The 26,157-nt window shown below is 64.4% G+C and carries 22 protein-coding genes and 1 riboswitch; of the genes, 9 read left to right on the forward strand and 13 right to left on the reverse strand.

What is annotated here, in order from left to right:
* Positions 1 to 5 precede the first annotated feature (5 nt).
* From WHT83_RS00840 to WHT83_RS00855, 4 genes are all read right to left on the reverse strand, one after another.
* A complete protein-coding gene (locus WHT83_RS00840; protein ID WP_245439676.1) occupies positions 6 to 956 on the reverse strand; it encodes an ABC transporter permease in 951 nt (316 codons plus the stop codon).
* Positions 957 to 1,020: 64 nt separating this feature from the next.
* A complete protein-coding gene (locus WHT83_RS00845; RefSeq protein WP_406872699.1) occupies positions 1,021 to 2,616 on the reverse strand; it encodes an ABC transporter substrate-binding protein in 1,596 nt (531 codons plus the stop codon).
* Between the two features lie 94 nt (positions 2,617 to 2,710).
* The gene (locus WHT83_RS00850) at positions 2,711 to 3,694 is read right to left on the reverse strand and encodes an ATP-binding cassette domain-containing protein (protein WP_183262503.1); all 984 of its coding nucleotides are present in this window, start codon (positions 3,692 to 3,694) and stop codon (positions 2,711 to 2,713) included.
* Entirely contained in the window at positions 3,691 to 4,686 is a 996-nt protein-coding gene (locus tag WHT83_RS00855) for an ABC transporter ATP-binding protein (RefSeq protein ID WP_406872700.1), read from the reverse strand. Before WHT83_RS00855 ends, WHT83_RS00850 begins: the two co-directional genes overlap by 4 nt.
* Before the next feature lie 914 nt (positions 4,687 to 5,600).
* On the opposite strand from WHT83_RS00855, the gene WHT83_RS00860 reads away from it, so the two are divergent.
* The 3 genes from WHT83_RS00860 (at position 5,601) to WHT83_RS00870 (ending at position 9,813) form a co-directional block, all read left to right on the forward strand.
* Positions 5,601 to 6,953 (forward strand): 8-oxoguanine deaminase, encoded by a 1,353-nt coding sequence (locus WHT83_RS00860; protein WP_406872701.1) that lies wholly within the window; start codon positions 5,601 to 5,603, stop codon positions 6,951 to 6,953.
* Positions 6,954 to 7,008: 55 nt separating this feature from the next.
* Complete coding sequence (locus WHT83_RS00865) at positions 7,009 to 8,343, forward strand: uracil-xanthine permease family protein (protein WP_406872702.1); 1,335 nt, start codon at positions 7,009 to 7,011, stop codon at positions 8,341 to 8,343.
* A gap of 699 nt (positions 8,344 to 9,042) precedes the next feature.
* Complete coding sequence (locus WHT83_RS00870; RefSeq protein WP_406872703.1) at positions 9,043 to 9,813, forward strand: glycosyltransferase family 25 protein; 771 nt, start codon at positions 9,043 to 9,045, stop codon at positions 9,811 to 9,813.
* 95 nt (positions 9,814 to 9,908) lie between these two features.
* Here WHT83_RS00870 and WHT83_RS00875 read toward each other — a convergent pair whose 3' ends face one another.
* The 5 genes from WHT83_RS00875 to WHT83_RS00895 form a co-directional block, all read right to left on the reverse strand.
* Positions 9,909 to 10,658 carry a F0F1 ATP synthase subunit A gene (locus WHT83_RS00875; RefSeq protein WP_183262507.1) on the reverse strand — a complete coding sequence of 250 codons (750 nt, stop codon included), beginning with the start codon at positions 10,656 to 10,658 and terminating at the stop codon, positions 9,909 to 9,911.
* 286 nt (positions 10,659 to 10,944) lie between these two features.
* Entirely contained in the window at positions 10,945 to 12,342 is a 1,398-nt protein-coding gene (lpdA, locus tag WHT83_RS00880; protein ID WP_406872704.1) for a dihydrolipoyl dehydrogenase, read from the reverse strand.
* A 4-nt stretch (positions 12,343 to 12,346) separates the two neighbouring features.
* Positions 12,347 to 13,660, reverse strand: coding sequence for a dihydrolipoamide acetyltransferase family protein (locus WHT83_RS00885; RefSeq protein ID WP_406872705.1), 1,314 nt, complete (start codon positions 13,658 to 13,660; stop codon positions 12,347 to 12,349).
* A gap of 2 nt (positions 13,661 to 13,662) precedes the next feature.
* Entirely contained in the window at positions 13,663 to 14,676 is a 1,014-nt protein-coding gene (locus WHT83_RS00890) for an alpha-ketoacid dehydrogenase subunit beta (protein ID WP_108606752.1), read from the reverse strand.
* A gap of 3 nt (positions 14,677 to 14,679) precedes the next feature.
* On the reverse strand, positions 14,680 to 15,915 hold the full coding sequence (locus WHT83_RS00895; protein WP_406872706.1) for a 3-methyl-2-oxobutanoate dehydrogenase (2-methylpropanoyl-transferring) subunit alpha: 1,236 nt from the start codon (positions 15,913 to 15,915) through the stop codon (positions 14,680 to 14,682).
* Positions 15,916 to 16,111: 196 nt separating this feature from the next.
* Positions 16,112 to 16,228, forward strand: a riboswitch (TPP riboswitch).
* Positions 16,229 to 16,337: 109 nt separating this feature from the next.
* Between WHT83_RS00895 and thiC the strand changes: the two genes are divergently transcribed.
* From thiC to WHT83_RS00925, 6 genes are read left to right on the forward strand one after another with little or no spacing between them, the layout of a single operon-like run.
* On the forward strand, positions 16,338 to 18,164 hold the full coding sequence (gene thiC, locus WHT83_RS00900; protein WP_406872707.1) for a phosphomethylpyrimidine synthase ThiC: 1,827 nt from the start codon (positions 16,338 to 16,340) through the stop codon (positions 18,162 to 18,164).
* Entirely contained in the window at positions 18,161 to 19,150 is a 990-nt protein-coding gene (gene thiO, locus WHT83_RS00905; RefSeq protein ID WP_406872708.1) for a glycine oxidase ThiO, read from the forward strand. Before thiC ends, thiO begins: the two co-directional genes overlap by 4 nt.
* Positions 19,134 to 19,331, forward strand: coding sequence for a sulfur carrier protein ThiS (gene thiS, locus WHT83_RS00910; RefSeq protein WP_406872709.1), 198 nt, complete (start codon positions 19,134 to 19,136; stop codon positions 19,329 to 19,331). Before thiO ends, thiS begins: the two co-directional genes overlap by 17 nt.
* A 3-nt stretch (positions 19,332 to 19,334) precedes the next feature.
* The gene (locus WHT83_RS00915; RefSeq protein WP_406872710.1) at positions 19,335 to 20,108 is read left to right on the forward strand and encodes a thiazole synthase; all 774 of its coding nucleotides are present in this window, start codon (positions 19,335 to 19,337) and stop codon (positions 20,106 to 20,108) included.
* Positions 20,105 to 20,710 (forward strand): thiamine phosphate synthase, encoded by a 606-nt coding sequence (locus WHT83_RS00920; protein ID WP_406872711.1) that lies wholly within the window; start codon positions 20,105 to 20,107, stop codon positions 20,708 to 20,710. Before WHT83_RS00915 ends, WHT83_RS00920 begins: the two co-directional genes overlap by 4 nt.
* Complete coding sequence (locus tag WHT83_RS00925) at positions 20,707 to 21,453, forward strand: hydroxymethylpyrimidine/phosphomethylpyrimidine kinase (RefSeq protein WP_406872712.1); 747 nt, start codon at positions 20,707 to 20,709, stop codon at positions 21,451 to 21,453. The genes WHT83_RS00920 and WHT83_RS00925 overlap by 4 nt, the downstream gene beginning before the upstream one ends.
* Positions 21,454 to 21,469: 16 nt before the next feature.
* On the opposite strand, the gene fghA is transcribed toward WHT83_RS00925, so the two are convergent.
* The 4 genes from fghA to WHT83_RS00945 form a co-directional block, all read right to left on the reverse strand.
* Positions 21,470 to 22,303: an S-formylglutathione hydrolase gene (fghA, locus tag WHT83_RS00930; protein ID WP_406872713.1), complete on the reverse strand. Its 834-nt coding sequence runs from the start codon at positions 22,301 to 22,303 to the stop codon at positions 21,470 to 21,472.
* 202 nt (positions 22,304 to 22,505) lie between these two features.
* Positions 22,506 to 23,633, reverse strand: coding sequence for an S-(hydroxymethyl)glutathione dehydrogenase/class III alcohol dehydrogenase (locus tag WHT83_RS00935; protein WP_108608244.1), 1,128 nt, complete (start codon positions 23,631 to 23,633; stop codon positions 22,506 to 22,508).
* A gap of 59 nt (positions 23,634 to 23,692) precedes the next feature.
* On the reverse strand, positions 23,693 to 24,340 hold the full coding sequence (locus WHT83_RS00940; RefSeq protein ID WP_183262519.1) for a glutathione S-transferase family protein: 648 nt from the start codon (positions 24,338 to 24,340) through the stop codon (positions 23,693 to 23,695).
* Positions 24,341 to 24,350: 10 nt separating this feature from the next.
* A complete protein-coding gene (locus WHT83_RS00945) occupies positions 24,351 to 26,117 on the reverse strand; it encodes a 2Fe-2S iron-sulfur cluster-binding protein (RefSeq protein WP_406872714.1) in 1,767 nt (588 codons plus the stop codon).
* Positions 26,118 to 26,157: the final 40 nt, after the last annotated feature.

Raw genomic sequence — 26,157 nt, forward strand, 5'->3', positions numbered from 1 at the left:
TTGTCTCACCGCTTTCTGGGGTCGAGGGCATGGACGATGACGTCCGAGACCATGTTGCCGAGCACGAAGACGATCGCCACGACAAGCACGCAACCCTGGATGACCGGCACGTCGCGCTGCATGATGGCATCGAACAGCAGGAGCCCGACGCCCGGCCAGTTGAAGATGATTTCGGTGAAGATGACGCTGCCGAAGAGATAGCCGATCTGCAGGCCGCCGATATTGGCGAAGGTCGGCAAGGTGTTGCGCACCGCATGGCGAAGCACGATCTGCCTGCGGCTCAGTCCCCTCGCCCGGGCGGCAAGGACGTAGGGCTGGCCAAGCACGTCTATCATGCGCGAGCGCGTGACGCGGGTGACGACGGCAATGGAAGACGCCGCGGTGGTGATGGCCGGCAGCACCATGTGATGCAGCAACTGGCCGAGGCCTCCCGGATCGACCATGTTGTACATGCCGGAAATCGGGAACAGCTTCCATTTGAAGCCGAAGAAATAGAGCAGCACGATGCCCAGCCAGAACACCGGCAGGCTGGCCAGAACGAGGGTGAGTGCGACGACCGCGCGATCGGCAAAAGTGCGGAAACGGGGTGCCGACGCCACGCTTAGCAGGAAGCCGGCGGCAAGCACAAGCGCCAGGCTGCCCGCCATCAGGATCAGAGAATTGACGATCTTCGGGCCGAGGATCTGGGTAACCGGCAATTGCTGCGAGATCGAGTTGCCGATGTCTCCCCGGAACAGGTCGAGCAGCCAGCCGGCGTACTGGACGAGCAGTGGCCGGTCGAGGCCGAGATCCAGACGCAGGGCCTCGAGCTGCGCTTGGGTGGCCATGCGGCCGAGCAAGGTGAGCGCGATGTCGCCGGGAATGAGTTGCAACGACAGGAATACGATGACGGTCACGCCGAGCAGCACTGGCACGGCATAGAGCATCCTGGTTCCGATGAAAGCGATGATCGACACGGACAGCCTCCCAACTGCACCGCCGACCGGCCCGCAAAACGGGCCGGCCGGACATGTGTGACGTCTACTGCTTGGTTATGCCGGTCAGGTCGAACCAATGCTGCGGCGCCAGCACGAAGCCTTTGACTTCGGGCCGCGCGGCATAAGTCGACATGGCGGTGTAGTAAGAGGTGAAGGCCATGTCGCCGGCGATGATATCGCGGATCTCGTGCAGCTTCTTGTCCATCTCCTCGCTTGACGCAGCACCGCGGGCCGCAGACAGCAACTCGTCGATCTTGGGGTTGCTGTAGTAACCGGAGTTGCAGCAGTTCGGCGGCAGCGCACCGGCGGCAAGGACCTGGTCGAGCCAGGCAAACGTGCTCTCGCCCCACGACGCCGAGGTGAGCCCGGTGCCGTCGCGCATGCCCTTCGACATCATTTCCCAGAAGGTGTTGTTGTCGAACATCTCGATCGACGCCTTGATGCCGACCTTCTCGAAGTCGCGCTGCAGCCACTCCGCATCGCCCTTGGTGTTGACGTCGGCGCCGGCACCGAAGGTCCAGTCCATGCGGGTGGTGAAGCCGTCGGGATAGCCGGCCTCGGCAAGCAGCTTCTTGGCGCCCTCGGGATCGTATTCGCAATCCTTGTAGCCCGGGTCGTAACCGGGGCCGCCGAAATTGAGGACGCCATAGGACGGCCGTGCCAGGCCCTTGCGCTGATATTTGGCCATGTCCTCGCGGTTGATGGCCATGCACATCGCCTTGCGCACCTTCGCATCCTTGAAATGCGGATCCTTGGTATTGATCCACATGACATAGAGCATCGGGCTGTCGCCCGAGATGATCTGCATGCCCTGCTGCTTGAGGAATTCGAGCGAGTCGGGAGATGGCGTGCCGATGACGTCGACCTCGCCGCCGACCAGCGCGAGTTCACGGGTGGCGACTTCCGGGATGCCGCGCAGCACGATCTGGTCCGCCTTCGGCTTGCGCGCCTCGTTCCAGTAGGCGTCGTTGCGGGCGATGACCAGCTTCTCGCCAACGACACGCTCGACGAACTTGAACGGCCCGGTGCCTACGGGATGCTGCTCGACATTGTCGTTGCCGTAGGTCTTGACCGCCGTCGGGCTGATCATGCGCGGCGCACCGGAGCCACCGGCCGCCATGCGGCGCAGGAACTCGGCATTGGGCTGCTTGAGATTGATCTTGAAGGTGTTTTCGTCGACCACTTCGTAGCCGGCGAGATCCTGCCACATCCAGCCCATCAGGCCGGGCGAGACGGGCTGATGGAACTCGAAATTCTTGTCCGTCATCCGGTCCATGTTGAATTTCGCAGCTTCCGCATTCCACGGCGTGCCGTCATGGAACTGCACGCCCTTGCGGAGGTGGAAGGTGTAGGACTTGCCGTCTTCCGAAACATCCCAGCTTTCGGCGAGCGCAGGCACGATCGCCGGTGTCTCTGAGCCACCCTTGGTGAGGTCCTCCTCGACGAAGGTTTCGAAGATGTGACGCACCACCTTGAAGGTGTTCCAGGTGCGCGAGGCGTGCGGGTCGAGGCGGCTGAAATCGGACTCGACCGCGAACACGATGGTGTTGCCCTCGGCGTGGGCCAGGTCGACGACCGCGGTGCTGCCGAAGCTGGCGGCGAGCAACACAAGAGCGGTGCCGGCCAGGCGATCGCGCATTCGGCGCGCTATTTGTCTTGAGGCGTTGGACTTCCGAAACATCATGCTTTTCCTCCCAGTTGGACAGATGTTTCTTCCTCCGCGCCACCGCCCCTCAGCGGTGGTCGTAGAGGAAGCAGGCGACGTTCCGCTGGTTTTCTATTTCGATCAGCGGAGGTGCGGATCCGCGGCACGCATCGAAGCAGTCCGCGCAATTGCCGACATAGGGGCAGCACGCGCCCCCAAGCTTGGCCGTACCCTCGAGGTCTTCGGCGCGTTCGGCCGCCTGCTCCCAGCGCATGTCGCCGCGCACGTGCAGGACGGTTCCCAGGAAATCGCGGGTGAAGGGATGCTTCGGCTCGCGGTAGACGGCTTCGCTCGATCCGGTCTCGAGGATATTGCCGCGATACATGACGATCGTGCGGTCGCAGAACTGCTTCACGATCTTCAGGTCGTGGGAAACGAACAGGAATGTGAGATCGAGCTTCTTCTGAAGGTCTCCCAGCAGGTTCAGGATCTGCGCCTGGATCGAGACGTCGAGCGCCGAGACGGGCTCGTCGAGGAACAGGAATTCCGGCTCCAGCGCCAGGGCGCGGGCGATGGCGATGCGCTGGCATTGGCCGCCGCTGTATTCGTGCGGATAGCGATAGGACTGCGTCGGATCGAGGCCGACAAGCTCGAGCAACTCCTCGACGCGCCGGCGGGCGACGGCCTTCGGAGTGCCGAAGTTGAGCAGCGGCCGCTCGACGTTCTCGGCAACGGTCCGACGCGGATTGAGCGACTGCAGCGGATCCTGGAAAACGATCTGCATGCGGCGGCGAAAGCCCCGCATCTCTTCCTGGGAAAGCGCGCCGAGGTTCTGCCCGTCATAGCGCACCTCGCCGCTGTCGGGCTCGATCAGCCGCAGGATCATGCGGCCGAGCGTCGATTTGCCCGAGCCTGATCCGCCGACGCAGCCAAGGATCTCGCCCTTCCTGATATCGAGGCTGACATTGTTGACCGCCTTGGTACTGGCGGTCGTGCGGCGGAAGAAGGCACCGCGCCTGACCGTGAAGGCCTTGTTGAGGTCGCGGACTTCGATCAGGTTCTGGGCGCTCATTGCCGTGCCTCCAGGTCGAACAGGTGGCAGCGCACGTAACGTCCCGGCTCGGGATTGTGCCACGCCGGAACCTCGTCGCGGCAGCGGCCGATGGCGTGCTCGCAGCGCGGGGCGAACCGGCAGCCCTTCGGCGGCGCCAAAAGGTTTGGCGGCTCGCCGCGAATGTAGGTCATGCTGCCGTGTTCCTCGTCCGGGTCCGGGATCGAGCGAATCAGCGCCTGGGTATAGGGATGATGCGGCGTGGCGAGCAGGTCTTCGACCGCACCTTCCTCCTGCACGTGGCCGCCATACATCACCAGCACACGCGTCGCGATGGCGCGGACAACGCCGATGTCGTGGGTGATGAAGACGATCGGCAGGCCGGTGTCGCGGCTGCGGTTCTTGAGCAGCAGCAGGATCTTCGCCTGCACTCCGACGTCGAGCGCGGTCGTCGGCTCGTCGGCGATCAGCAATTTGGGTTGGCAGGCGAGCGCCATTGCCAGACCGACGCGCTGGCACATGCCGCCGCTGAGCTGATGCGGATAGCTCGCCAGCACCCGGTCGGGATCGGCGAAGCCGACCTCGATCAGCGCTGCGCGGGCGGCCGCCTGTGCAGCCTTGCGATCGAGCTCGGGATTGTGCCGCAGCAAGGTCTCGACGAGCTGGAACTCGGCCGTGAACGACGGATCGAGCGAGGCGCGCGGGTTCTGGAAGATCATGCCGATGGTCTTGCCGCGCATGTCTTCGAGTTCGCGCTCGCTGAGGGCCAGGATGTTCTTTCCATCGATCTCGATCTCACCGCCGAGATATTTGCCCGGTGGCGTCGGCACCAGCTTCATCAGCGACAGCGCCGTCACCGTCTTGCCGGAACCGGACTCGCCGATGATGGCGAGAATTTCGTTCTGGCTGAGCGAGAAGCTTACGTCGTCAACCGCCCGGGCAACGCCGGCAGGGGTGACAAAAGCGGTCCTCAGATTACGGACCGAAAGAACGACATCGGCGTCCTGCAGCACTCAGTTTCCTCCCGAGATCGAGTTGGAAAGCGCAATTGCCAATTCGTTTCATGTATACAATTTAATGTCAACATCGTATGCATCAACGATATGACACAAGAGGGCCTGTAAGGCTTCCTGAGTGGTTACCGCCTTTCCAAACAATGTGATTTCCAAACTTGGAGTTAGGCTTGCGGCTTCGCTTGGCGAGCCAAACCGATCCTGGAGTTGGAGCAGGCTCTATGATCACCCCCAGAGAGGTTTTCTCAGGGCCTTATTATGCACAATATCAATAGTATATCGTATACTTTTTGCGATCATGAGCGACCTGGCGTTCCGCAGGTTTCGCGAGCCAAGCTCATGCTGAACGCAGCGCCAACGAACCGATGTCGTTCTGATGCAATAGGCCTAGCCCCTGCCATCCATCCATTGAGCTAATTGCCTGCCAGGCGCCGCGGAGTAAGATGCATGATGGGCAGGTGGGGTAACGCCGACGTGACGCCTTAAATGCAGCGTGCAAGCGTTGCGTCGGCCACCCGCCCCCGCCACCTACGCAATGCCAATGGCCCGCTTGGATCGAGCATCCGGGCGGGCCGTTCGTTTGATCTCCAAGCGCAAAAGCCCATAGCCGAGCCGCCGTTGCGGCGCGGCCCGCTCTGCCGCGCAGCATCCCTCAAATGAAAATAATTTGACACAAGGGCAAATCTACGATTGCATTGCCAATGCCTGATGATGCGAACGCGCGAGCTTTCGCTCAGGCGAGGACGGCGACTGCAGCGTCAGTCGGCTTCCGAACAGCATGATCAGAGCAAGCCCGCTCAACCTACCAGTCGATGACGATCCGGAACTCGCAATTCCAGGGACAGGGCTCATAGCGCGACGAGGCTGAAAGGCAGCTTCGTCGAGTCGAATGAGAACCGACCTGGAGAAGTTGCATGTCCGTAGACCTGCTCGTCCGTGACGCATACGTGTATGTCGATCGCGGTTGGGAAATCGCCGGCGGCTGGATCGCCGTCAAAGACAAGAGAATCCATTCAGTGGGCAAGGCCGGCGACGAACCGGCCGCTGCGAAGACCATCTCCGCGCATGGCCGATTGGTCACGCCCGGCCTGATCAATGCCCACCACCACATGTACCAGAACCTGACGCGATCCTACGCGCCGGTGACCAATGGCACGCTGTTCGAATGGCTGACTGGCCTCTATCCGATGTGGGCGGGTCTGACGGAAGAATCCGTCTACGCCTCGACCTATGTCGCGATGACCGAACTGCTGATGGGCGGCTGCACCACCTCGATGGACCACATGTATGTCCATCCCAAGCCCAAGCTCATCGACGCCCAGATCCGCGCCAGCACCGACATCGGTTTCCGCTTCTACGCGACGCGCGGATCGATGACACGTTCGGTCGAGAATGGCGGCCTGCCGCCGGCCTCGGTGGTCCAGCGCGAGGACGACATCCTCGACGACAGCATCCGTCTGGTCGAGGCGTATCACGACGCCAAGCCGGGAGCGATGACGCGCGTGGCGCTCGCGCCTTGCTCCCTGTTTTCCGTCACCGAGCGCATCATGTCGGAATCGGCGCGCCTCGCCGACAAGTACGATCTCAGGCTGCACACCCACCTCGCCGAGGACCCCGAGGAGGACAAGTACTGCGCCGAGGTCTATGGCTGCACGCCGACCGAGTATTTCGAGCGTGTCGGCTGGGCCAGCAAGCGCTCCTGGGTCGCGCATTTCATCTACCCCACTAATGCGGAGATTGGCCGGCTTGCGCATGCCGGCGTCTGCGCCACGCAGTGTCCGTGCTCCAACATGCTGATTGGCGGCGGCTCGGCCGATGCCATGGGCCTGCGCGCTCGCGGCATGCGAGTCGGGCTCGGCTGCGACGGCTCCGCATCAACCGACCATGCCTCGATGTGGCTGGAGGCGCGCACCGCGCTGCTGCTCGGGCGCTACCGCAACGGGCCGCATTCGATGTCGGCGCGCGATGCACTCGACATCGCAACCCGCGGCGGCGCGGCCTGCCTTGGCTGGGAAGACGAGATCGGCCACCTCAGGCCCGGCGCCTGCGCCGATTTCGTCCTCTGGAGCATGTCGGAAGTGGCTCTCGCCGGCGCCCACAGCGATCCTGTCGAAGCCTGGCTGCGCTGCGGCCCGGCCGTCGCCGGCACGACCGTCGTCAACGGCAAGATCCTGGTCGAGGACGGTCGCCCGGTGATGGCCGAGCTCGGCGACGTGCTTGCCGAGCATGCCCGGCATTCGCGCCGCATGCAGTGCCTCGAAGCCTAGCCAACAACATCACTCAACGCCGCGCAGGCGGCACATACTTCTGGGAGGAGGTATCATGGCTGAATATGTTCATGCCCATGCGGGCGAGCATGACGTAGACCAAGGCGTGGTCGGGGATGTCGAGGAGGTCATCCCTGCCCAGCGCCGGATCGCATTGGGTTTGCAGCAGGCGCTGGTGTCGAATGCCTGGCTCGATCCGATCTTCATAGCCTCGGTGGCGGGCTTTTCCGCCACCCTGGCGACCAATCTTGTGACGGCGACTTTCCTTGCTGCCGGTATCGTCACGGTCGTCCAGAGCACCAAGCTGGTGCGGCTGCCGGTGGTGCAGGGGCCGTCCTCGGCGTTTTCTCCGCTGGCGATCGGCTACTACAAGGCCGGCACCATCTCGGCCGCCAGTCTCGGGCTGATCATCGGGGCGGCGTTCGTGTTTATCCTGTCGGTGCTGGGTCAGTTCGCCCGGCTGCGGCGGCTGCTTTCCCCGGCTGTTTCGGGCACCATCATCACCCTGGTCGGCATAGCTCTTGCCGGCTTCACCTTCATGGAGTTCTTCGGCGGCATTGGCACGTCGAATTTTGCCACCGGCCAGAGCATCTTTCTCGCCTGCGTGACAACCGCAGTCGTTCTGGTCAGCTCAGCGCTTGGCGGCACCTTTCGGATGTTCGGCTTCCTGATCGCCCTGATCGTGGGCGACGCTCTGGCCCTCGGCCTCGGCCAGCTCGACTTCTCGGGCGTCGGCCAGGCACCCTGGATCGCCTTCCCCAAGCTCCTGCCCTATGGCTCCCTCACCTTCGACCCTGCGATCACCATCACCATGTGCATCGTCTTCGTGGTGGCGGTCGTCGAGGCCATGGGCATGTATGAGGCCACCGCGCGGCTGACCGGTGTCGAACTCACCGACAGGCGCGTCAATGCCGGTATCGCCGGCGAGGCGGGCGGGTCGATGCTTGCCGCCCTGATCGGCGGCTTCGGCACCACTGCCTACGCCCAGAACCTGGGGGTGATCAGGCTGACGGGCGTCGCCAGCCGGCATGTCGTGCGCGTCGCCGGTTTCATCTTCATCGCGCTTGCCTTCCTGCCCAAGGTCGCGGCGGTGCTGGTCGCAACACCGGCAGCGGTCGTCGGCGGCCTGTTTTTGCCGGCAGCCGCCACGGTTGTCATGACCGGCATCCAGATGGCCAGCCAGGATCGCGGCTCGGCGGTAAAGAACCTGGTCGCGCCCCTCGGTCTCATGGCGGGCCTGGGCATCCCGGCACTGGCGGGAGCCTTGTCCGGCGGTCTGCCACAAGTGCTCGCCGAAATGCTCACCCATTCGATCGTCGTGGGTGCAGTGACGGTGTTCGCCGCAGAAATCCTGCTGGTGCGGGTACCTGAACTGTTGCGAGGTCGCTGACCCCATCGACACCAAAACGGTCGTCACGAAAAAGCCCCGCCAGCCGAAGCCGGCGGGGCCAGGGATGGGAGGTTCAACCCCTCCAGCCTACCATGATTCTGGCAGAGCACCCCAGGCTCCCGCGATGAGGAGCAACAACGACATGCCAATGCCGTGGACTTGGTGACGTCCTCGGCGCCCCGCTACCGGACGGTAGAGGGAGCTTCCTCGATGCATGCAGCCATGACGACTAACGATGCGCGCACCAGTTTTTCGGCAGGTGTTTTGGCCTCGCCATGGACAGGCCGGCCGTTAGCGCCTCGTCCAGGCTTGAAGTGAAACATGCAGTCTCGGGCATCCCACCGAAATGGTTGACCCGAATGCTGCTGCCCCTCTTGCTGATCAGGACTCCGACAATTCTCAACTGCTCCCGAACCTCGCGGAACGTCATTTTCCACTCTCCCGCCACCACTTGAACCCCTCAGCAAGATTAGTGAGCACTAATTTAGCTCCACAGGCAAGAGCTTGGTTAATCGATGGTTAACCAGAGCCGGCAGATCGACTGCGAGGACACCGGCCCGATCGATCAGGCATGAACGCACCTTTGGAAGCGGGGCGCCCGACACCGATCCCGTGGATGCCTTGCTGCGTCTGCGAGGGAGTTCGTTTGCCCCGACAACTCTGCTAGAAGTTCCGCGCCAGGAGTGAGGCGGAGCTGCCATGAAGTGCTACCTGATCAATCTCGACCGCTCGCCCGGGCGCCTGGCATTCATGGCAGAACAATTCGAGCGCCTGAGCCTGTCCTACATCCGCATCCCGGCGATCGACGGCCTCGCGCTCGGCGACGATGTTCTGGCCAGGCACAGGATGCCGGCAGCCATAGCAGCCTGCTTCCTGAGCCATCGGTCAGCCTGGCAGGCATTCCTCCACTCGGGCGAAGAGTTCGCGGCGGTCGTCGAAGACGACGCCTGGCTGTCCCCTGCCGCAAGCCACTTCCTTGCCGGCGAAAGCTGGATCCCGGCGGGTGCGGACATCGTCAAACTCGAGACGACAGGAACCAAGGCGGCAGTCGGCAACGACTGCATTGCCCTGGGGCCGACCAGGTCGCTCCGCAGGCTGCACTCGCTGCACGAAGGTGGCGCCTGCTACGTCGTCTCGCGGGCCGCCGCCGCGCGGCTCATCGAGGTCTCCGAGCACTTTGCCACCCCGCTGGACATGTTCGTGTTCGGGCAGCCCGTTATCGACGACATGAAGGTCTACCAGATGATCCCTGCGCCTGTCAGGCAGCGGAGCACCGTCGAAGCCGAAGCCGTCGGCGAATTCAACAGCACGATCGACATATCTCGCTTCTCGGAGCCGCGTCGCAAGACGAAGCGCAGCATCAGGAAACTGCGGCATGAGTTCGGCCGCCCCTTCCGTCAAGCCTGGGCTCTCGTTCGACGAGCCATGAAGCTCGACGACGTTACGATGCGGCGCATTCCATTCGGCTGAGGCTCACGCGGAAGCGCGCTTCTGGCGACCGGGCCCGAAACGAAAAGGCCCGCCACAACGGGCGGGGCCTTGTGCTTTGGATTTTGCCGCTGCGTTCAGTGCCCGGGATGCAGGGCGTCGTTCAAATACATGCAGGTCAGCATGGTGAAGATGTAGGCCTGGATCACCGCCATCAGCAGTTCCAATGCGGTCAGCGCGACCGTCATCGCCAGCGGCAGGATCGCAACGAAAACGCCGAGGGTTCCCATGCTGCCGAGACTGACGACGAAGCCGGCAAAGACCTTGAGCGTGATGTGGCCGGCGAGCATGACGGCGAACAGACGCACCGAATGGCTGATCGGCCGCGAGATGTAGGACACGATCTCGATCGGCACGATGATCGGCGAAAGCGCCAGCGGCACGCCGGACGGCAGGAACAGCCGGAAGAAGCCGAGGCCGTTTTTCCAGATGCCGTAGAGCGTGACGGTGGCGAAGACGATCATGGCGAAGGAGAAGGTCACGATGATGTGGCTGGTGACCGTGAAGGCATAGGGGAACATGCCGGCGAGATTGGCGATCAGGATGAAGACGAACAGCGAGAAAACCAGCGGAAAGAACTTCATGCCGCCCTCGCCCGCATTTTCACGCAGCGTCTTCGACACGAACTCGTAGATAAGCTCGGTGATCGACTGCAGCCGCGACGGCACAAGGGCCCGGGCGCTTGTCGACAGCAGCAGGAACAGCCCGCCGAAAACAGCCACGCCCACCATGTAGGCGGCCGAATTGGTGAAGGCGATTTCCTGCCCCGCAAGCTCGAAGAGGGTGAAAATCGGCTTGATTTCAAACTGTTCTATCGGTCCCGCCACAGCGCCTCTCCGGTCTGTTCAATTGGTGATGAAAAAGCGCACGCCGCCGAAGCAAGCCCGGGATCCAGACGCAGCCGAGTGCGCCCACGGGTAGCCAAGCGCCGGCCCGCAGCGTTTTCGCGATTTTTCAGGATGAGATTGGGTCGGGGTGACAATTGATCAGCGCCATCTTTTGGATGGGGCCGTCCCCGAATGTGCAAGACACTGGTCGTCCAGTGCGTGGGCTTGTTAGCCTAACCGGCGGGCGCAGACAAGCCACAAGGTGACGCGGGGCACGCGCTCCACGTCAGATGTGGAGCGCGTGGCCAAGCGTGCGCAGCGCGGCCTCGAGAAAGGCTTCGCCCTGGGTCGGATGGGCGTGGATCGTGCCGGCGATATCCTCCAGCCGCGCACCCATCTCGATTGCTAGGCTGAAGGCTGTCGAGAGCTCCGAAACACCCGTGCCGACCGCCTGGATACCGAGCACCAGATGGTTGTCGGCGCGGGCAACGATGCGGACAAAGCCGTCTTCCCCCTGCAAGGTCATGGCTCGGCCATTGGCCGAGAACGGGAACTGCGACGACTTGATCTCGATGCCGAGGTTCTTGGCTTCGTCGGGCGACAGGCCAGCGGTGACGACCTCAGGGTCGGTGAAGCAGACAGCGGGAATAGCGCGCTTGTCCCAGCTGCGCTTGTGGCCGGCGACGATCTCGGCAACCATTTCACCCTGGGCCATGGCGCGGTGCGCCAGCATCGGCTCGCCGGTGACATCGCCAATGGCATAGATGCCGCGCATCGAGGTGCGGCACTGTTCGTCGATACGGATGAAGCGGCCATCGCGGTCGAGGTCGATCTCTTCGAGGCCCCAACCTTCGACGAGAGGCTTGCGACCGACGGTGACGAGCACCTTGTCGGCAGCAATCTTCTGCTCGCTGCCATCGGCGGCCTCGACCAGCAGCGCGTCGCCTTTGGAGGACAGTCCCTTGGCCTTGGCGCCCGTGAGCACCTTGACGCCGAGCGTGTCGAGCCGCTTGGCCACGGGCCGGGTCAGCTCGGCATCGTATTGCGGCAGGATGCGCGGCAAGGCTTCGACCACGGTGACCTTGGATCCGAGCTTGGCAAAGGCGGTGCCGAGCTCGAGCCCGATGTAGCCGCCTCCGACAACGGCCAGAGCCTGCGGCACCTGCTTGAGCGCCAGCGCTTCGGTCGACGAGATCACCTTCCCGTCAAAAGGCAGGAACGGCAGCTCGACCGGGACCGAACCCGTGGCAATGACGATGGTCTCGGCGCGGATCACCTGCAGGCCGGTCTCGGTGTCGACTTCGACGGTCTTGCCGTCGCGAAAGCGCGCCCAGCCCTGCACCGACTTGACCTTGGCCTTCTTGAGCAGTCCTGCAACGCCGGTGGTCAGGCGACCGACGATGCGGTCCTTCCAGGCAACGGTCCTGGCGAGATCGAGCACCGGCGCCGTCAGGCTGATGCCCAGCGGGCTGGTGCCCCCGGCCATCTCGCTGACCTTGAGATATTCATCGGCCGCGTGGATCATCGCCTTGGACGGAATGCAGCCGACATTGAGGCAGGTGCCGCCGGGCTTGACCGCCTCGACGATGACCGTGTCGACGCCGAGCTGGCCGGCCCGGATGGCACAGATGTAGCCGCCCGGGCCGGCGCCGATGACGAGAAGCTTGCAGGAGATTTCCTTCACAGCCTCAGCCCTCCACGAAGATCATTGCCGGCGCCTCGAGCAGCGCCTTGAGGCGCTGGACGAAGACCGCAGCATCCCAGCCGTCGATGACGCGATGATCGAAGCTGGACGACAGGTTCATCATCTTGCGCGGCACGAACTGCGTGCCGTCCCACATCGGCCGGATCATGATCTTGTTGACACCAACGATCGCCACTTCCGGATAGTTGATGACCGGCGTCGTGGCGACGCCGCCCATGGCACCCAGCGAAGTGATGGTGATTGTCGAGCCGGTCAGCTCCTCGCGCGTCGCCGTGCCTGCCTTGGCGGCGTCGGCGAGGCGGTTTACCTCCGTCGCGCAGTCCCACAGGTCACGCGCCTCGGCGTGCCTCACGACTGGCACCATCAGCCCGCCCGGAGTCTGGGCCGCCATGCCGATATGGACGCCAGCATGGCGGTGGATGATGCCGGCATCGTCGTCGTAGATCGCGTTCAGTTGCGGCTGCTCCGCCACCGCCTTGACCAGCGCGCGCATCAGGAACGGCAACAGCGTCAGCTTCGGCCTGTCCGGCTTCTTCGAGGCGTTGAGCTTGGCGCGCAGCTCCTCGAGCGCCGTGACGTCGACCTCCTCGACATAGGTGATGTGCGGGATGCGCGACTTGGCCAGCGCCATCTTCTCGGCGATGCGCCGGCGCAGGCCGATGACCTTGATCTCCTCGACCTCGGTCTTCGCCTGCAGCCCGGCAGCGGGAACAGCCGAGCCCCGCGCGGCAAAGCCGTCGAGATCGTCATGGGTCACGCGCCCGGCCGGCCCGGTGCCCGGGACCTGGCGCAGGTCGATGCCGGCTTCCTTGGCACGCAGCCGGACGGCCGGAGAGGCGAGCGGACGTTCGCCTTCGGGACGCGGCAGGCCGAAGTTCGAGGCGCGCGGTGCGGGCTTGAGCGCTCCGGACGGTGTCGGAGCTTTCACAACAGGTTCGGATTCGACCTTCTTAGCCGGCGCAGGAGTTGGTTTCGGAGGTTCTGAAACAGTGGCTTCGAGGTCGCTTTTCGCCTTAGCCAGCGCGACGGCCGGCTCAGCTTCGGCCGGTGCGTCGCCGGCAACCTTGATGCGCACGATCGGCGAACCGACCGGGACCGTGTCGCCGATCTCGGCACCGAGCCAGAGGATTTCGCCATCGACCGGTGACGGGATCTCGACGGTTGCCTTGTCGGTCATGACGGCGGCGAGCACCGCGTCCTCGCGCACGAGATCGCCGATCTTGACGTGCCATTCGACGAGCTCGGCCTCAGCCACGCCCTCGCCTACGTCGGGAAGCTTGATGACATGTTCGCCCATGCTCAGGCCCCCATCGTTTCGATCAATGCTTCGCCGACCCGCTTGGGGCCGGGGAAGTAGTCCCATTCCTGTGCATGCGGATAGGGCGTGTCCCAGCCGGTGACGCGGGCGACCGGTGCTTCCAGATGGTAGAAGCAGTTTTCCTGCACCAGCGACACGAGCTCGGCGCCGAAGCCGGAGGTCAGCGTCGCCTCATGTACCACCACGCAGCGGCGGGTCTTCTTGACCGAGGCGACGATGGTGTCGAGGTCGAGCGGCAGAAGTGTCCTGAGGTCGATGACCTCGGCGTCGATGCCGGTCTCTTCGGCCGCCGCCTGCGCGACATAAACCATGGTGCCGTAGGCGAGCACCGTGACGTCGGAGCCCGGGCGCCGGATCTCCGCCTTGCCGAGCGGCACGGTGTAATGACCATCAGGCACCTCGCCCAGCTCGTGCTTCGACCAGGCGGTAACCGGCCGGTCGTGATGGCCGTCAAAGGGGCCGTTGTACAATCGTTTCGGCTCCAGAAAGATCACCGGATCCGGGTCCTCGATCGAGGCGATCAACAGACCCTTGGCGTCGAGCGGGTTGGACGGAACGACCACCTTGAGGCCGGACACGTGGGTGAAAAGCGCCTCGGGACTCTGGCTGTGCGTCTGGCCGCCGAAGATGCCGCCACCGGTGGGCATGCGGACGACGATCGGGCAGGTGAATTCGCCATTCGAGCGGTAACGCAACCGTGCCGCTTCCGAAACGATCTGGTCATATGCTGGATAGACGTAGTCGGCGAACTGAATTTCGATGCAAGGCTTGAGGCCGTAGGCGGCCATGCCGACGGCGGCACCGACGATGCCAAGCTCGCTGATAGGGGCATCGAAGCAGCGCGAGCGGCCATATTTCTGCTGCAGCCCTTGGGTGCAGCGGAAGACGCCGCCGAAGTAGCCGACATCCTCGCCGAAAACGACGACATTGTCGTCGCGGCCCATGGCGACATCCATGGCGCTGCGGATGGCCTCGATCATTGTCATGCGCGGCATCGGCTACACTCCCGCCTTCTGGCGCTGGCGACGGAGATGCGGCGGCATCTCGGCATAGACGCCTTCGAACATGTCGCGCGTCGACGGCTTGCCGCCGGCATGCAGGGTGCCGTGGCTCTCGGCTTCCTTCTGCGCCGATATGACCGCCTCGAGGATTTCGGCCTCGGTCTGCTTGTGGCGCTCGTCGGACCACAGGCCGCGCCTGATCAGATGGTTCTTGAGCCGGATCACCGGGTCGCCCAGCGGCCAGGCATCCGACTCGGTCTTGGGCCGATAGGCGGAGGGATCGTCTGATGTCGAGTGCGCCCCGACGCGGTAGGTGACGTATTCGACGAGCGTCGGCCCGAGATTGCTGCGGGCGCGTTCCGCCGCCCATTTCGCCACGGCGTGGACGGCGAGATAGTCGTTGCCGTCGACCCGCAGAGCAGCAATGCCGAAGCCGAGGCCGCGCGCCGCAAACGTGCCCGAGCCGCCACGGGCGATACCCTGGAAGGTCGAGATCGCCCACTGGTTGTTGACGATATTGAGGATCACGGGCGCCTTGTAGGTTGAGGCGAAGACGAGCGCGGCATGGAAATCGCTTTCCGCCGTGGCGCCGTCGCCGACCCAGCCGACCGCGATCTTGGTGTCGCCCTTGATCGCCGACGCCATCGCCCAGCCGACCGCCTGGATGTACTGGGTCGTCAGGTTACCGGAGATCGAGAAGAAGCCGTGCTCCTTGGCCGAATACATGATCGGCAACTGCCGGCCCTTCAGCGGATCCTTCTCGTTGGAATAGATCTGGTTCATCATGTCGACCATCGGATAGCCGCCTGCGATCAGCAGGCCGGCCTGACGATAGGTCGGAAAATTCATGTCGCCGGGATTGAGCGCCTTGCGGAAGGCGCAGCTCACCGCCTCCTCGCCCATATGCTGCATGTAGAACGAGGTCTTGCCCTGGCGCTGCGCCATCTGCATGCGCGCATCGAAGGTGCGCAGCGTCATCATGTGGCGCAGGCCGTCGAGTTGTTCCTCGTCGGTCAGCGTGCCTGCCCATGGCCCGACAGCATCGCCCTCGCGATTGAGCACGCGGATGATCGAATAAGCGAGATCGCGGATCGTCCTGGGATCGACGTCGACCGGCGGCCGGTCGACCGAACCCGCCTTGGGGATCGGCACGTTGGAAAAATCGGGTGTGCCGCCCGGCCGCACTTCGGGCTCGGGCACGTGGAACTTGAGCGGCGAGGGATTGTCCGTCACGGATGCTCCTCCTGTCTTGCCAGCGGGCCGAACGTCCTCCCCGGACACCGCAAGCACCAGACAATTTATGTCAGTAACACTGACCTATTATCCGATCGCATCGGTAACCGCAATGGGGCCCGACACCAGGACTTTGGCATTCTCTCGGCCTCTGCGAAAGGCCGTTGACAGCACCGGCATTCGTCGCCCATGTTGCCGGCCTCACCAGGGGGGTCCCGACAAGGGGCTGAGATACTGCTGGCTCGCGCAGCGCAGTGACCCGTTGAACCTGATCCAGTTCACACTGGCGTAGGGACGGTGCGAGGCGCTGCGGGCCGGGCAATCCGGCTTTGGCATTCGGGTTCCCGCCCGAAGTCCCCAGGCAAAACCTCACCTCCTCCTCATCGCACGAACTGGGTCTCCATTGCACCGGAGACTCACTCATGAATGCCCACACCCCGACAGTCACGACAGGCGAACTGCCCGCCTCGAAGAAAGTCCACAAACCCGGGACGCTACACCCCGGCATCCGCGTGCCGATGCGCGAAATCTCGGTCCACCCGAGCGCCGGCGAGCCGCCGGTCACCGTCTACGATTCGTCCGGCCCCTACACCGACACGAGCGTGAATACCGACATCGAGCGCGGCCTGCCGCGGCTGCGCGAAGACTGGATCCTCGCCCGCGGCGACGTCGAGCGCTACGACGGCCGCACGGTCAAGGCCGAGGACAACGGCTTCGTCTCGGCTGAGCGGCTGACGCCCGAATTCCCGGTGCGCAACGCGCCGCTGCGCGCCACAGGCGGCCGCGCCGTCACCCAGCTTGCCTATGCCCGCGCCGGCATCGTCACGCCCGAAATGGAATTCGTCGCCATCCGCGAGAACCTCGGCCGCGAGCAGCTCAAGGCAAAACTCGAGCGCGATGGCGAGAGCTTCGGTGCCGCCGTTCCCGATTTCGTCACGCCGGAATTCGTCCGCGACGAGGTGGCCCGCGGCCGCGCCATCATCCCCTCCAACATCAACCACCCCGAGAGCGAGCCGATGATCATCGGCCGCAATTTCCTGGTCAAGATCAACGCCAATATCGGCAATTCGGCCGTCACCTCGTCGATGGCCGAGGAAGTCGAGAAGATGGTGTGGGCGACCCGCTGGGGTGCCGATACGGTGATGGACCTGTCCACCGGCCGCAACATCCACAACATCCGCGACTGGATCATCCGCAATTCGCCGGTGCCGATCGGCACGGTGCCGCTCTACCAGGCGCTTGAGAAGGTAAACGGCATCGCCGAGGACCTGACCTGGGAAGTGTTCCGCGACACGCTGATCGAACAAGCCGAGCAGGGCGTCGACTACTTCACCATCCATGCCGGCGTGCGCCTGTCCTACATCCACCTGACCGTCGACCGCGTCACCGGCATCGTCTCGCGCGGCGGCTCGATCATGGCCAAGTGGTGCCTGCACCACCACAAGGAGAGCTTCCTCTACGAGCATTTCGAGGAGATCTGCGACATCTGCCGGACCTATGACGTCGCCTTTTCGCTCGGCGACGGCCTGCGCCCCGGTTCGATCGCCGACGCCAACGACGCCGCCCAGTTCGCCGAATTGGAGACGCTGGGCGAGCTCACCAAGATCGCCTGGGCCAAGGACTGCCAGGTGATGATCGAGGGTCCCGGCCACGTGCCGATGCACAAGATCAAGGAGAACATGGACAAGCAGCTCGAGGTCTGCGGCGAGGCGCCCTTCTACACGCTTGGACCGCTCACCACCGACATCGCGCCGGGATACGACCACATCACTTCGGGCATCGGTGCGGCGATGATCGGCTGGTTCGGCACGGCCATGCTTTGCTACGTCACGCCCAAGGAGCATCTTGGCCTGCCCGACCGCGACGACGTCAAGGTGGGCGTCATCACCTACAAGATCGCGGCCCACGCAGCGGACCTCGCCAAAGGCCATCCGGCGGCCAAGGTCAGGGACGACGCACTGTCGCGGGCACGCTTCGAGTTCCGCTGGGAGGACCAGTTCAACCTCTCGCTCGACCCGGAAACGGCACGCTCCTACCACGACCAGACCCTGCCCAAGGAAGCGCACAAGGTGGCGCATTTCTGTTCCATGTGCGGCCCGAAATTCTGCTCGATGCGGATCTCCCACGACATCCGCGCCGAGGCACAGAAGGAAGGGCTGGCGGCGATGGCGGCAAAGTACCGCGACGGCGGCGACCTCTACATGGCCGTGGAAAGCGCCGAACCCGCGGAGACGGCAGACCAGCCATGAAGGTGCTGATCCACGGTGCGGGCGTCGCCGGGCTGACGCTCGCGTTTGAGCTGGCGACACGCGGCGCAAGCGTGACCGTGATCGAGAAACGCAGGCAGATCGCCGGCAATGCCTCATGGCAGGCCGGCGGCATGCTGGCGCCCTGGTGCGAGCGCGAGAGCGCCGAAGAGGCGGTGCTTTCGCTCGGGCGCGGTGCCGCCGATTGGTGGGAGAACGCCCTGCCAGGCCACGTCATCCGCAACGGCACACTGGTGGTCGCGCCGGCACGGGACGCGGCCGAACTCGACCGCTTCAGCCGCCGCACATCGGGGTTTCGCTCACTGGACACCGAGGCGATAGCAGCGCTCGAGCCAGACCTCGAGAGCCGCTTCGGGCGCGCGCTGTTCTTTGCCGGGGAAGCGCATCTCGACCCGCGCAAGGCGCTGCCCGGGCTACAAGAGAAGCTCGTGCAGATGGGCGTGCGCTTCGAGTTTGGCTATGGCACCGCATCGAAACCGTACATGGCGGATTTCGAGGCCGACTGCACTGGCATAGCCGCCGCGCAACCTACTTTGCGCGGTGTGCGTGGCGAGATGCTGATTCTCAGGACATCGGAGGTCTCGCTGGCGCGGCCGGTGCGACTGTTGCATCCGCGCATCCCCGTCTATGTCGTGCCGCGCTCCGACAACCTGTTTGTGGTTGGCGCGACGATGATCGAAAGCGAGGCGGCGGGGCCGATCACCGCGCGCTCGGTGATGGAACTGCTCAACGCCGCCTATGCCCTGCATCCGGCGTTCGGCGAGGCCGAACTGGTCGAAACCGGCGTCGGCGTGCGGCCGGCCTTTGCCGACAACCTGCCGCGCGTCGAGCGCGACGGAAACAAAATCCGCATCAACGGCCTCTATCGCCACGGCTTCCTGCTCGCTCCTGCAATGGCGCGGCAGGCTTCCAACATGATCCTGGGCCACGAGACGAAGAAGGAGCTCGTCCATGAAGCTCACCGTTAACGGCGAAAATCACGAGGTCGCGTCCGGCACACTGGCGGCCCTCCTTGCCGAGCTCGACTACGAAGGCGGCTGGCTCGCCACGGCCCTCAATGGCGAGGTCGTGCCGGCCAGGGAACGCGACGGCTGCGCGCTGGCGGATGGCGACCGCATCGAAATCCTAGCACCGATGAAGGGAGGGTGAACCATGCTCGAACTCTACGGACAACAGGTCTCCTCCCGCCTGCTCCTCGGCACCGCACTCTACCCCTCGCCCGCCATCATGGCCGAGGCGATCAGGGCGTCGGGCGTCGACATCGTAACAGTATCGCTGCGGCGCGAAACCTCGGGCGGCAAGACGGGCGGACAATTCTGGTCGCTGATCCAGTCGCTCGGCGTCCGCGTCTTGCCCAACACCGCCGGCTGCCATTCGGTCAAGGAGGCGGTGACGACGGCGCGCATGGCGCGTGAGGTCTTTGCAACGAACTGGATCAAGCTCGAGGTCATCGGCAATCACGACACGCTTCAGCCAGACGTGTTCGGGCTGGTTGAGGCGGCAAAGATCCTATCCGCCGACGGCTTCGAGGTCTTTCCCTACACGACCGACGATCTGGTCGTCGCCGAACGCCTGCTCGACGCCGGTTGCAAGGTGTTGATGCCCTGGTGTGCGCCGATCGGGTCCGCGCGGGGGCCTCAAAATCTTGACGCATTGCGCAGCCTGCGTGGCCATTTCCACGACGTGCCGCTGATCGTCGACGCCGGCATCGGCCGCCCCTCGCATGCGGCCACCGTCATGGAACTCGGCTACGACGCCGTACTGCTCAACACCGCCGTTGCCAAGGCAGGCGATCCGGTCGCCATGGCCGCGGCCTTCGGCAAGGCGGTCGAGGCCGGACGGCAAGCATTCCTCGCCGGCCCGCTCGAACCGCGCGACATGGCCGTCCCATCAACCCCCATCATCGGCATGGCAGCATTTTCATGAAGCTCGACCCGTTCTACCTCATTGTCGGTTCCGCCGTCTGGATCGAGCGCCTGGTGCCCTTGGGCGTGAAGCTGGTGCAGTTGCGCATCAAGGACATGGACGACGCCAGCCTGCGCCGCGAAATCCGTGCGGCGAAGGCCATCTGCGAACGCCATGGCTGCCAGCTCGTCGTCAACGACTACTGGCGCCTCGCCATCGACGAAGGCTGCAACTTCGTCCATCTCGGCCAGGAGGACCTCGCCGAGGCCGACGTGGCAGCGATCCGCCGCGCCGGCATGAAGCTCGGCCTCAGCACCCACGACGACACCGAACTCGACACGGCCCTTGCGGCCGGACCCGACTATGTCGCGCTCGGACCCGTCTATCCGACCATCCTCAAGGCGATGAAGTGGGCGCCGCAAGGGCTCGACCGCATCGCCGAATGGAAGCGGCGTGTCGGTGCCACACCGCTCGTCGCCATCGGTGGACTGAACATCGAGCGCATCCCGGGCGTCTTCGCCCAGGGCGCCGACATTGCAGCCGTCGTCACCGACATCACCCTGAACGCGGATCCCGAAGCGCGCACGCGCGAATGGCTGGCGGCAACGGCTGAGTGGCGATGACCCCGCATGTGCTTATCGTCGCCGGGTCAGATTCGAGCGGCGGCGCCGGCATCGTCCGCGACATCGAGACAGTGTCGGCCTTCGGCCTGCGCAGTTGCGTTGCGGTCACGGCCGTGACGGTCCAGACCCATGACGCTGTCGAACGGATCAAGCATAGCGCACCCGACCTCGTTGCCGCCCAGATGCGCGCGGCATTTGCCGCCAACCCGGTCAAGGCGGTCAAGATCGGCATGCTCGGCAGCGCCCCGATCATAGAGGCGGTCTCATCGGTACTGGCAAGCAGCCTGCCGGTCCCTGTCGTGCTCGACCCCGTCCTCGCCTCGACCTCGGGACGTCAGTTGCTCGACGACGACGCGGTCGAAACGCTCAAGCGCAAGCTGTTTCCGCTTTGCACGCTGATCACGCCCAACCTGCCCGAGCTGGCACTGTTGACCGGCCTGCCGCTCGCCGCCGGCGAACGCGACATCATCTGGCAAGCCGCCAAGATGTTCGATGCAGGCGCGCCCGCCATTCTGGTCAAGGGCGGGCACGCGTCGGGAGCAACGTCGACGGACCTGCTGCTCCTGCCCGGCCGAGAACCCATCCGGTTCGACGCGTCGCGCATCCCGGTCGTGATGCGCGGCACCGGCTGCATGCTCGCAAGCGCGATAGCTGCGCACCTGGCCCAGAACGAAACGCTGGAGATCAGCGTCGGCAAGGCGAAGCGCCATGTCTTCGCCAAGCTGCTTGCTTCAAAGCCCTGACAGCGACTTTCGCCGCTCAGCCCAGACGGGCAGCATGCCACCGCAAGTGGTCGTCCATGAAGGTGGAGATGAAGTTGTAGGAATGGTCGTAGCCTTCCTGCATGCGCAGGGTGAGCCCGATGCCAGCCTTCTTGCAGGCCTCTTCCAACAGCCACGGCCGCAGGCCTTCGTTGAGGAAGCTGTCCGAAGTGCCCTGGTCGACCAGGAATTCGGGAAAGCGCTTGCCGTCCTCGATCAGCAGCGTCGTGTCATAGGCGCGCCACGCGGCTTCATCTGAGCCGAGATACTTCTCCAGCGCCGGCTTCGACCAGCCCGCCGTCGAAGGCTGTGCGATCGGCGCGAAAGCCGTGCAGCTCTTGAAGCGCTCGGGGTGCTTCAGGGCGATGGTCAACGCGCCGTGGCCGCCCATCGAGTGGCCGAAAATCGCCTGGCGTGACATGTCGGCCGGGAAGTTCGCCGCAATCAGCGCCGGCAGTTCTTCGGTGACGTAGGAGTACATGCGATAGTTTTTCGCAAAGGGCTCCTGCGTCGCATCGACATAGAAGCCCGCACCGGAACCGAACTGCCAGTTGTCCTTTTCGTCGGCCACGCCTTCGCCGCGCGGGCTGGTATCGGGGCAGACGATGATCAGGCCGAGTTCGGCGGCCAGGCGGCGGTACTCGCCCTTGTCCATGACATTGGCGTGCGTGCAGGTGAGACCCGAGAGATACCACAGCACCGGCACCGGACCATCCTTGGCCTGCGGCGGTACGAAAACGGCAAAGGTCATATCGCAGGCGCAGGCCTCGGAGGCGTGCGAATAGACGCCCTGGACACCGCCATGCGACTTCGAGGTGGAAACGGTCTTCATCTGCTCTACCTTCTCGTCAAACAATTCCGCCCGGCATACCCTCGGCGGACGGGGGCTGCAACGCTCAAAAAGATGCCGGCGGCGCGGCCGAGAGGTCGTGGAACCCTCGAACGCACCGCCGGCCGACGCCTGGCTTGGGGAACATGCGGGCAAGCTGGGAGGCTTAAAAGACCCGCAACAAGGCCCAGGCGCGGTTCCGTTTTTAGTAGACCACGACGCTGCGGATGCTCTCGCCGGCATGCATGAGGTCAAAACCCTTGTTGATGTCTTCGAGCTTGAGCGTATGCGTGATCATCGGATCGATCTGGATCTTGCCCTCCATGTACCACTCGACGATCTTCGGCACGTCGGTGCGGCCGCGCGCGCCGCCGAACGCGGTGCCCTTCCAGGTCCGGCCGGTGACCAGCTGGAACGGCCGCGTCGCGATCTCCTGGCCGGCACCGGCGACGCCGATGACGATCGATTCGCCCCAGCCGCGGTGGCTGGCTTCCAGCGCCTGGCGCATCACCTTGACGTTGCCGGTGCAGTCGAAGGTGTAGTCGGCGCCGCCGATCTGGTCGGCACCGCGCTTGGTCATGTTGACGAGGTAGGGAACGATGTCGCCCTCGACCTCCTTCGGATTGACGAAATGCGTCATGCCGAACTTTTCGCCCCAGGCCTTGCGCTCATTGTTGAGGTCGACGCCGATGATCATGTCGGCACCCGCCAGGCGCAGACCCTGCAGCACGTTGAGGCCGATGCCGCCGAGGCCGAAGACGATGGCCGTCGAGCCGATCTCGACCTTGGCGGTGTTGATGACCGCACCGATGCCGGTCGTCACGCCGCAGCCGATGTAGCAGATCTTGTCGAAGGGTGCGTCGGGGTTGACCTTGGCCAGCGCGATCTCGGGCAGCACGGTGAAGTTCGAAAACGTCGAGCAGCCCATGTAGTGGAAGATCTTGTCCTTGCCGATCGAGAAGCGCGACGAACCGTCCGGCATCAGGCCCTGGCCTTGGGTCGAGCGGATCGCGGTGCACAGATTGGTTTTCCGCGACAGGCAGGACGGGCACGAGCGGCATTCGGGCGTGTAGAGCGGGATGACGTGGTCGCCCTTCTTGAGCGAGGTGACACCCTTGCCGACATCGACGACGACACCCGCACCCTCATGGCCGAGGATCGCCGGGAAGATGCCTTCCGGATCGGCACCCGACAGCGTGAATTCGTCGGTGTGGCAGATGCCGGTCGCCTTGATCTCGACCAGCACCTCGCCCTCGCGCGGGCCTTCGAGGTCCACCTCCATGATTTCGAGCGGCTTTCCGGCTCCGACGGCAACTGCGGCGCGGGTTTTCATGTCTTTCTCTCCCAACAACAAGTAGGCGCCGGGCATTTCGTCCGGCGGATTATCGAACTTTAGGCAGCCTTGGCCGGCCCTGCGGGGAACACGCCCGACATGACGCTGAAACCCTTGAGGCGCTTGACGCGGTCGCACCAGCGGCGGATCGCCGGATAGTCCTGTCTGGGGATGCCGCCCTCTTCCGACAGCATGATGTAGGGGAAGCAGGCGATGTCGGCGATGGTCGGCTGGGATGCCGAGCAGATCCAGTTGCGCCCTTCCTGCTCGCCGAACCACAGATGTTCGTCGAGGATGCGGAACAGCCGATGCGCGCCCGCGCGGGCCGCCTCGACGTCGAAGTCGTAGAACAGCGCGTCATGCAGCCGCGCCGCGGACGCGGTGCCGGTGATGCCGTCGGCAAAGGCCAGCCACTGGCTGATCTCGCCGAGCAGCGCCGGGTTGTCGCGTGGATACCAGGTGCCTGACGCATCGTATTTCGAGGCGAGGTAGACCAGGATCGCCTGGGCATCGCGCAGCACCAGCCCGTCGTCGTCGATGACAGGAAGCTGGCCCAGCGGATTGATCTTCAGGAACCAGTCCGACTTGTGCTCGCGGCCGGGATAGAAGTCGACGGGAACGGTCTTCCATTCGACACCGAGCATGCCCATCAGCAGACGCAGCTTGTAGCAGTTGCCCGACAGTTCGTAGTCATAGAGCGTGATCATCGGAGAACTCCTAGAGGTCGAGTACAAGCCGCGCCGACTTGGCACGCGACACGCAGGTCATGATCTTGGTGCCGGACTTGCGCTCGGCATCGTTGAGGTAGACGTCCTGGTGGTCGGGCTCGCCCTCGATGACGGTGGCAAGGCAGGTGCCGCAGGCGCCCTGCTCGCAGGACGACGGCATGTCGATGCCGGCGTCGCGCATCACCTCGAGGATCGTCTTGCCGGCAGGCACCGTCAGCGTCATGCAGGAGCGCGCCAGTGCGACCTCGAAGCTGGTGCTGTCGTCGATGACATTGGTGTTCTTGAAGTATTCGAAATGCACCGCCGTCTCCGGCCAACCCATCTCGGCAGCGATATGTCGTGCCGCCTCGAGCATCGGTCCGGGGCCGCAAAGATAGACATGCTTGTCCGGGCCGTAGCCGCTGAGGATCTCGCGCAGCATGGCGCCCGTCTGGTCGGGCGAAAGACCTAGATGCGGCTTCAGCGAGGCGCCGAGCGTGCTCGTCTTCTCGGGGAAGGCCAGCTGTGCCTCGTTCTGCGCGAAATAGTGCAGCTCGTGCGCAAGGCTCTGGTTTTTGAGTGCCTGGGCCATTGCCAGCAGCGGCGTGATACCGATGCCGCCGGCGATAAACAGCGTCTGGACCGCGTCGCGGCGCAGCGGGAAATTGTTGCGCGGTTCGGAGATCGCCAACACGTCACCTTCACGCACCGTCTCGTGCAGACAGGTCGAACCGCCCTTCGAGTCGCGCTCGAGCTTGACGCCGATGACATAACTGTCGCTCTCGCCCGGGCCGTTGGTGATCGAATATTGCCGGATCAGGCCGTTCGGCAGGTGCACGTCGATATGCGCGCCGGGCTGGAAGGTCGGCAGCAGACCCTTGATCGGCCGGAGCTCGAAGCCGGCAATACCGTCGGCGGCCGGCCACTTCCGCGCCACCTGGACTCGGATCGTCGCCTTGCGGCCATGCGCCGTCTCTTCCGGCATCTCGGCCAGTTCCGGCGAGACGCGTTCGATGATCGGCTCCAGCGGTGCCGGTGCAGGCTTGTGCGCAGCCTCGGCTTCGACCGCCACGCGCAGTGCGGAGAGAAGTTCGTTGTGGTGGCGCAGCACGGCGAGGCGGGCCGCACCTTCGACCGTACCGTCGAGCACGCCGCGGATCACCGAGCGGTTGGAATCGACCGGCTGGACGAAGAACGCGGCGAGCGTCGCAGCACCACCTTCGACCGCGCGCAACGCGACGGTGAAATCGTTCGAAGCCTCGACGGCGACTTTTGCGTCCTTGCCGTCAAGGGCTGCGTTCGGCTGGAAGCGATAGCCCTTGAGCCTGGCTGCCACGACATCTGCCGGCGCGTTGACCGGGATGCCGCGCAGGGCGAGCAATTCGCCTTCGGCCAGGCCCGGAACTTCGGGAACCTCGCCTTGCGGCTCCTCCGCCGACCAGACCAGGCCGTAGCGCTCCACCGCCGCAAAGGTGCGGTTGGTGATGGTGCGGGCCGGCGCATCGGCCGGATGGGCGGGAATGTAGGTGCAGCCGGCGGTGCGGTTCGAATAGCGCCAGCCGTGGTACTGGCACTTCAGCTCGCGGCCGTCATTGATGCCGATCGACAGGCGCACGCCGCGATGCAGGCAACGGTTCTCCCAGATATTGACGTAGCCATCGTCGGCGCGCCAGACGGCGAACTCGCGGCCGAGCAGTTGCCCGTGGAAGACGTGGCGCAATGGCAGGTCGTAACCCGCGGCGATGGGATGCCATCTGGTCTTGGCTAGGTCGAGCATATGTTCCTCGCTGATATCTTGTCGGTTGGCGCCTTGAGGG

The sequence above is a fragment of the Aminobacter sp. P9b genome (assembly GCF_045345995.1).
In the GTDB taxonomy this organism is placed as follows: Bacteria; Pseudomonadota; Alphaproteobacteria; order Rhizobiales; family Rhizobiaceae; genus Aminobacter; species Aminobacter niigataensis.

What these genes read in the sequence shown, in the direction of transcription:
- WHT83_RS00940 (WP_183262519.1), bottom strand. Translation starts at nt 24,340, where the DNA reads ATGATCACGCTCTATGACTACGAACTGTCGGGCAACTGCTACAAGCTG.
- WHT83_RS00845 (WP_406872699.1), bottom strand. Translation starts at nt 2,616, where the DNA reads ATGCGCGATCGCCTGGCCGGCACCGCTCTTGTGTTGCTCGCCGCCAGC.
- thiO (WP_406872708.1), top strand. Translation starts at nt 18,161, where the DNA reads ATGAAGGTGCTGATCCACGGTGCGGGCGTCGCCGGGCTGACGCTCGCG.
- WHT83_RS00935 (WP_108608244.1), bottom strand. Translation starts at nt 23,633, where the DNA reads ATGAAAACCCGCGCCGCAGTTGCCGTCGGAGCCGGAAAGCCGCTCGAA.
- fghA (WP_406872713.1), bottom strand. Translation starts at nt 22,303, where the DNA reads ATGAAGACCGTTTCCACCTCGAAGTCGCATGGCGGTGTCCAGGGCGTC.
- WHT83_RS00885 (WP_406872705.1), bottom strand. Translation starts at nt 13,660, where the DNA reads ATGGGCGAACATGTCATCAAGCTTCCCGACGTAGGCGAGGGCGTGGCT.
- WHT83_RS00920 (WP_406872711.1), top strand. Translation starts at nt 20,105, where the DNA reads ATGAAGCTCGACCCGTTCTACCTCATTGTCGGTTCCGCCGTCTGGATC.
- WHT83_RS00870 (WP_406872703.1), top strand. Translation starts at nt 9,043, where the DNA reads ATGAAGTGCTACCTGATCAATCTCGACCGCTCGCCCGGGCGCCTGGCA.
- thiS (WP_406872709.1), top strand. Translation starts at nt 19,134, where the DNA reads ATGAAGCTCACCGTTAACGGCGAAAATCACGAGGTCGCGTCCGGCACA.
- WHT83_RS00915 (WP_406872710.1), top strand. Translation starts at nt 19,335, where the DNA reads ATGCTCGAACTCTACGGACAACAGGTCTCCTCCCGCCTGCTCCTCGGC.
- thiC (WP_406872707.1), top strand. Translation starts at nt 16,338, where the DNA reads ATGAATGCCCACACCCCGACAGTCACGACAGGCGAACTGCCCGCCTCG.
- WHT83_RS00945 (WP_406872714.1), bottom strand. Translation starts at nt 26,117, where the DNA reads ATGCTCGACCTAGCCAAGACCAGATGGCATCCCATCGCCGCGGGTTAC.
- WHT83_RS00925 (WP_406872712.1), top strand. Translation starts at nt 20,707, where the DNA reads ATGACCCCGCATGTGCTTATCGTCGCCGGGTCAGATTCGAGCGGCGGC.
- WHT83_RS00865 (WP_406872702.1), top strand. Translation starts at nt 7,009, where the DNA reads ATGGCTGAATATGTTCATGCCCATGCGGGCGAGCATGACGTAGACCAA.
- WHT83_RS00860 (WP_406872701.1), top strand. Translation starts at nt 5,601, where the DNA reads ATGTCCGTAGACCTGCTCGTCCGTGACGCATACGTGTATGTCGATCGC.
- WHT83_RS00890 (WP_108606752.1), bottom strand. Translation starts at nt 14,676, where the DNA reads ATGCCGCGCATGACAATGATCGAGGCCATCCGCAGCGCCATGGATGTC.
- WHT83_RS00850 (WP_183262503.1), bottom strand. Translation starts at nt 3,694, where the DNA reads ATGAGCGCCCAGAACCTGATCGAAGTCCGCGACCTCAACAAGGCCTTC.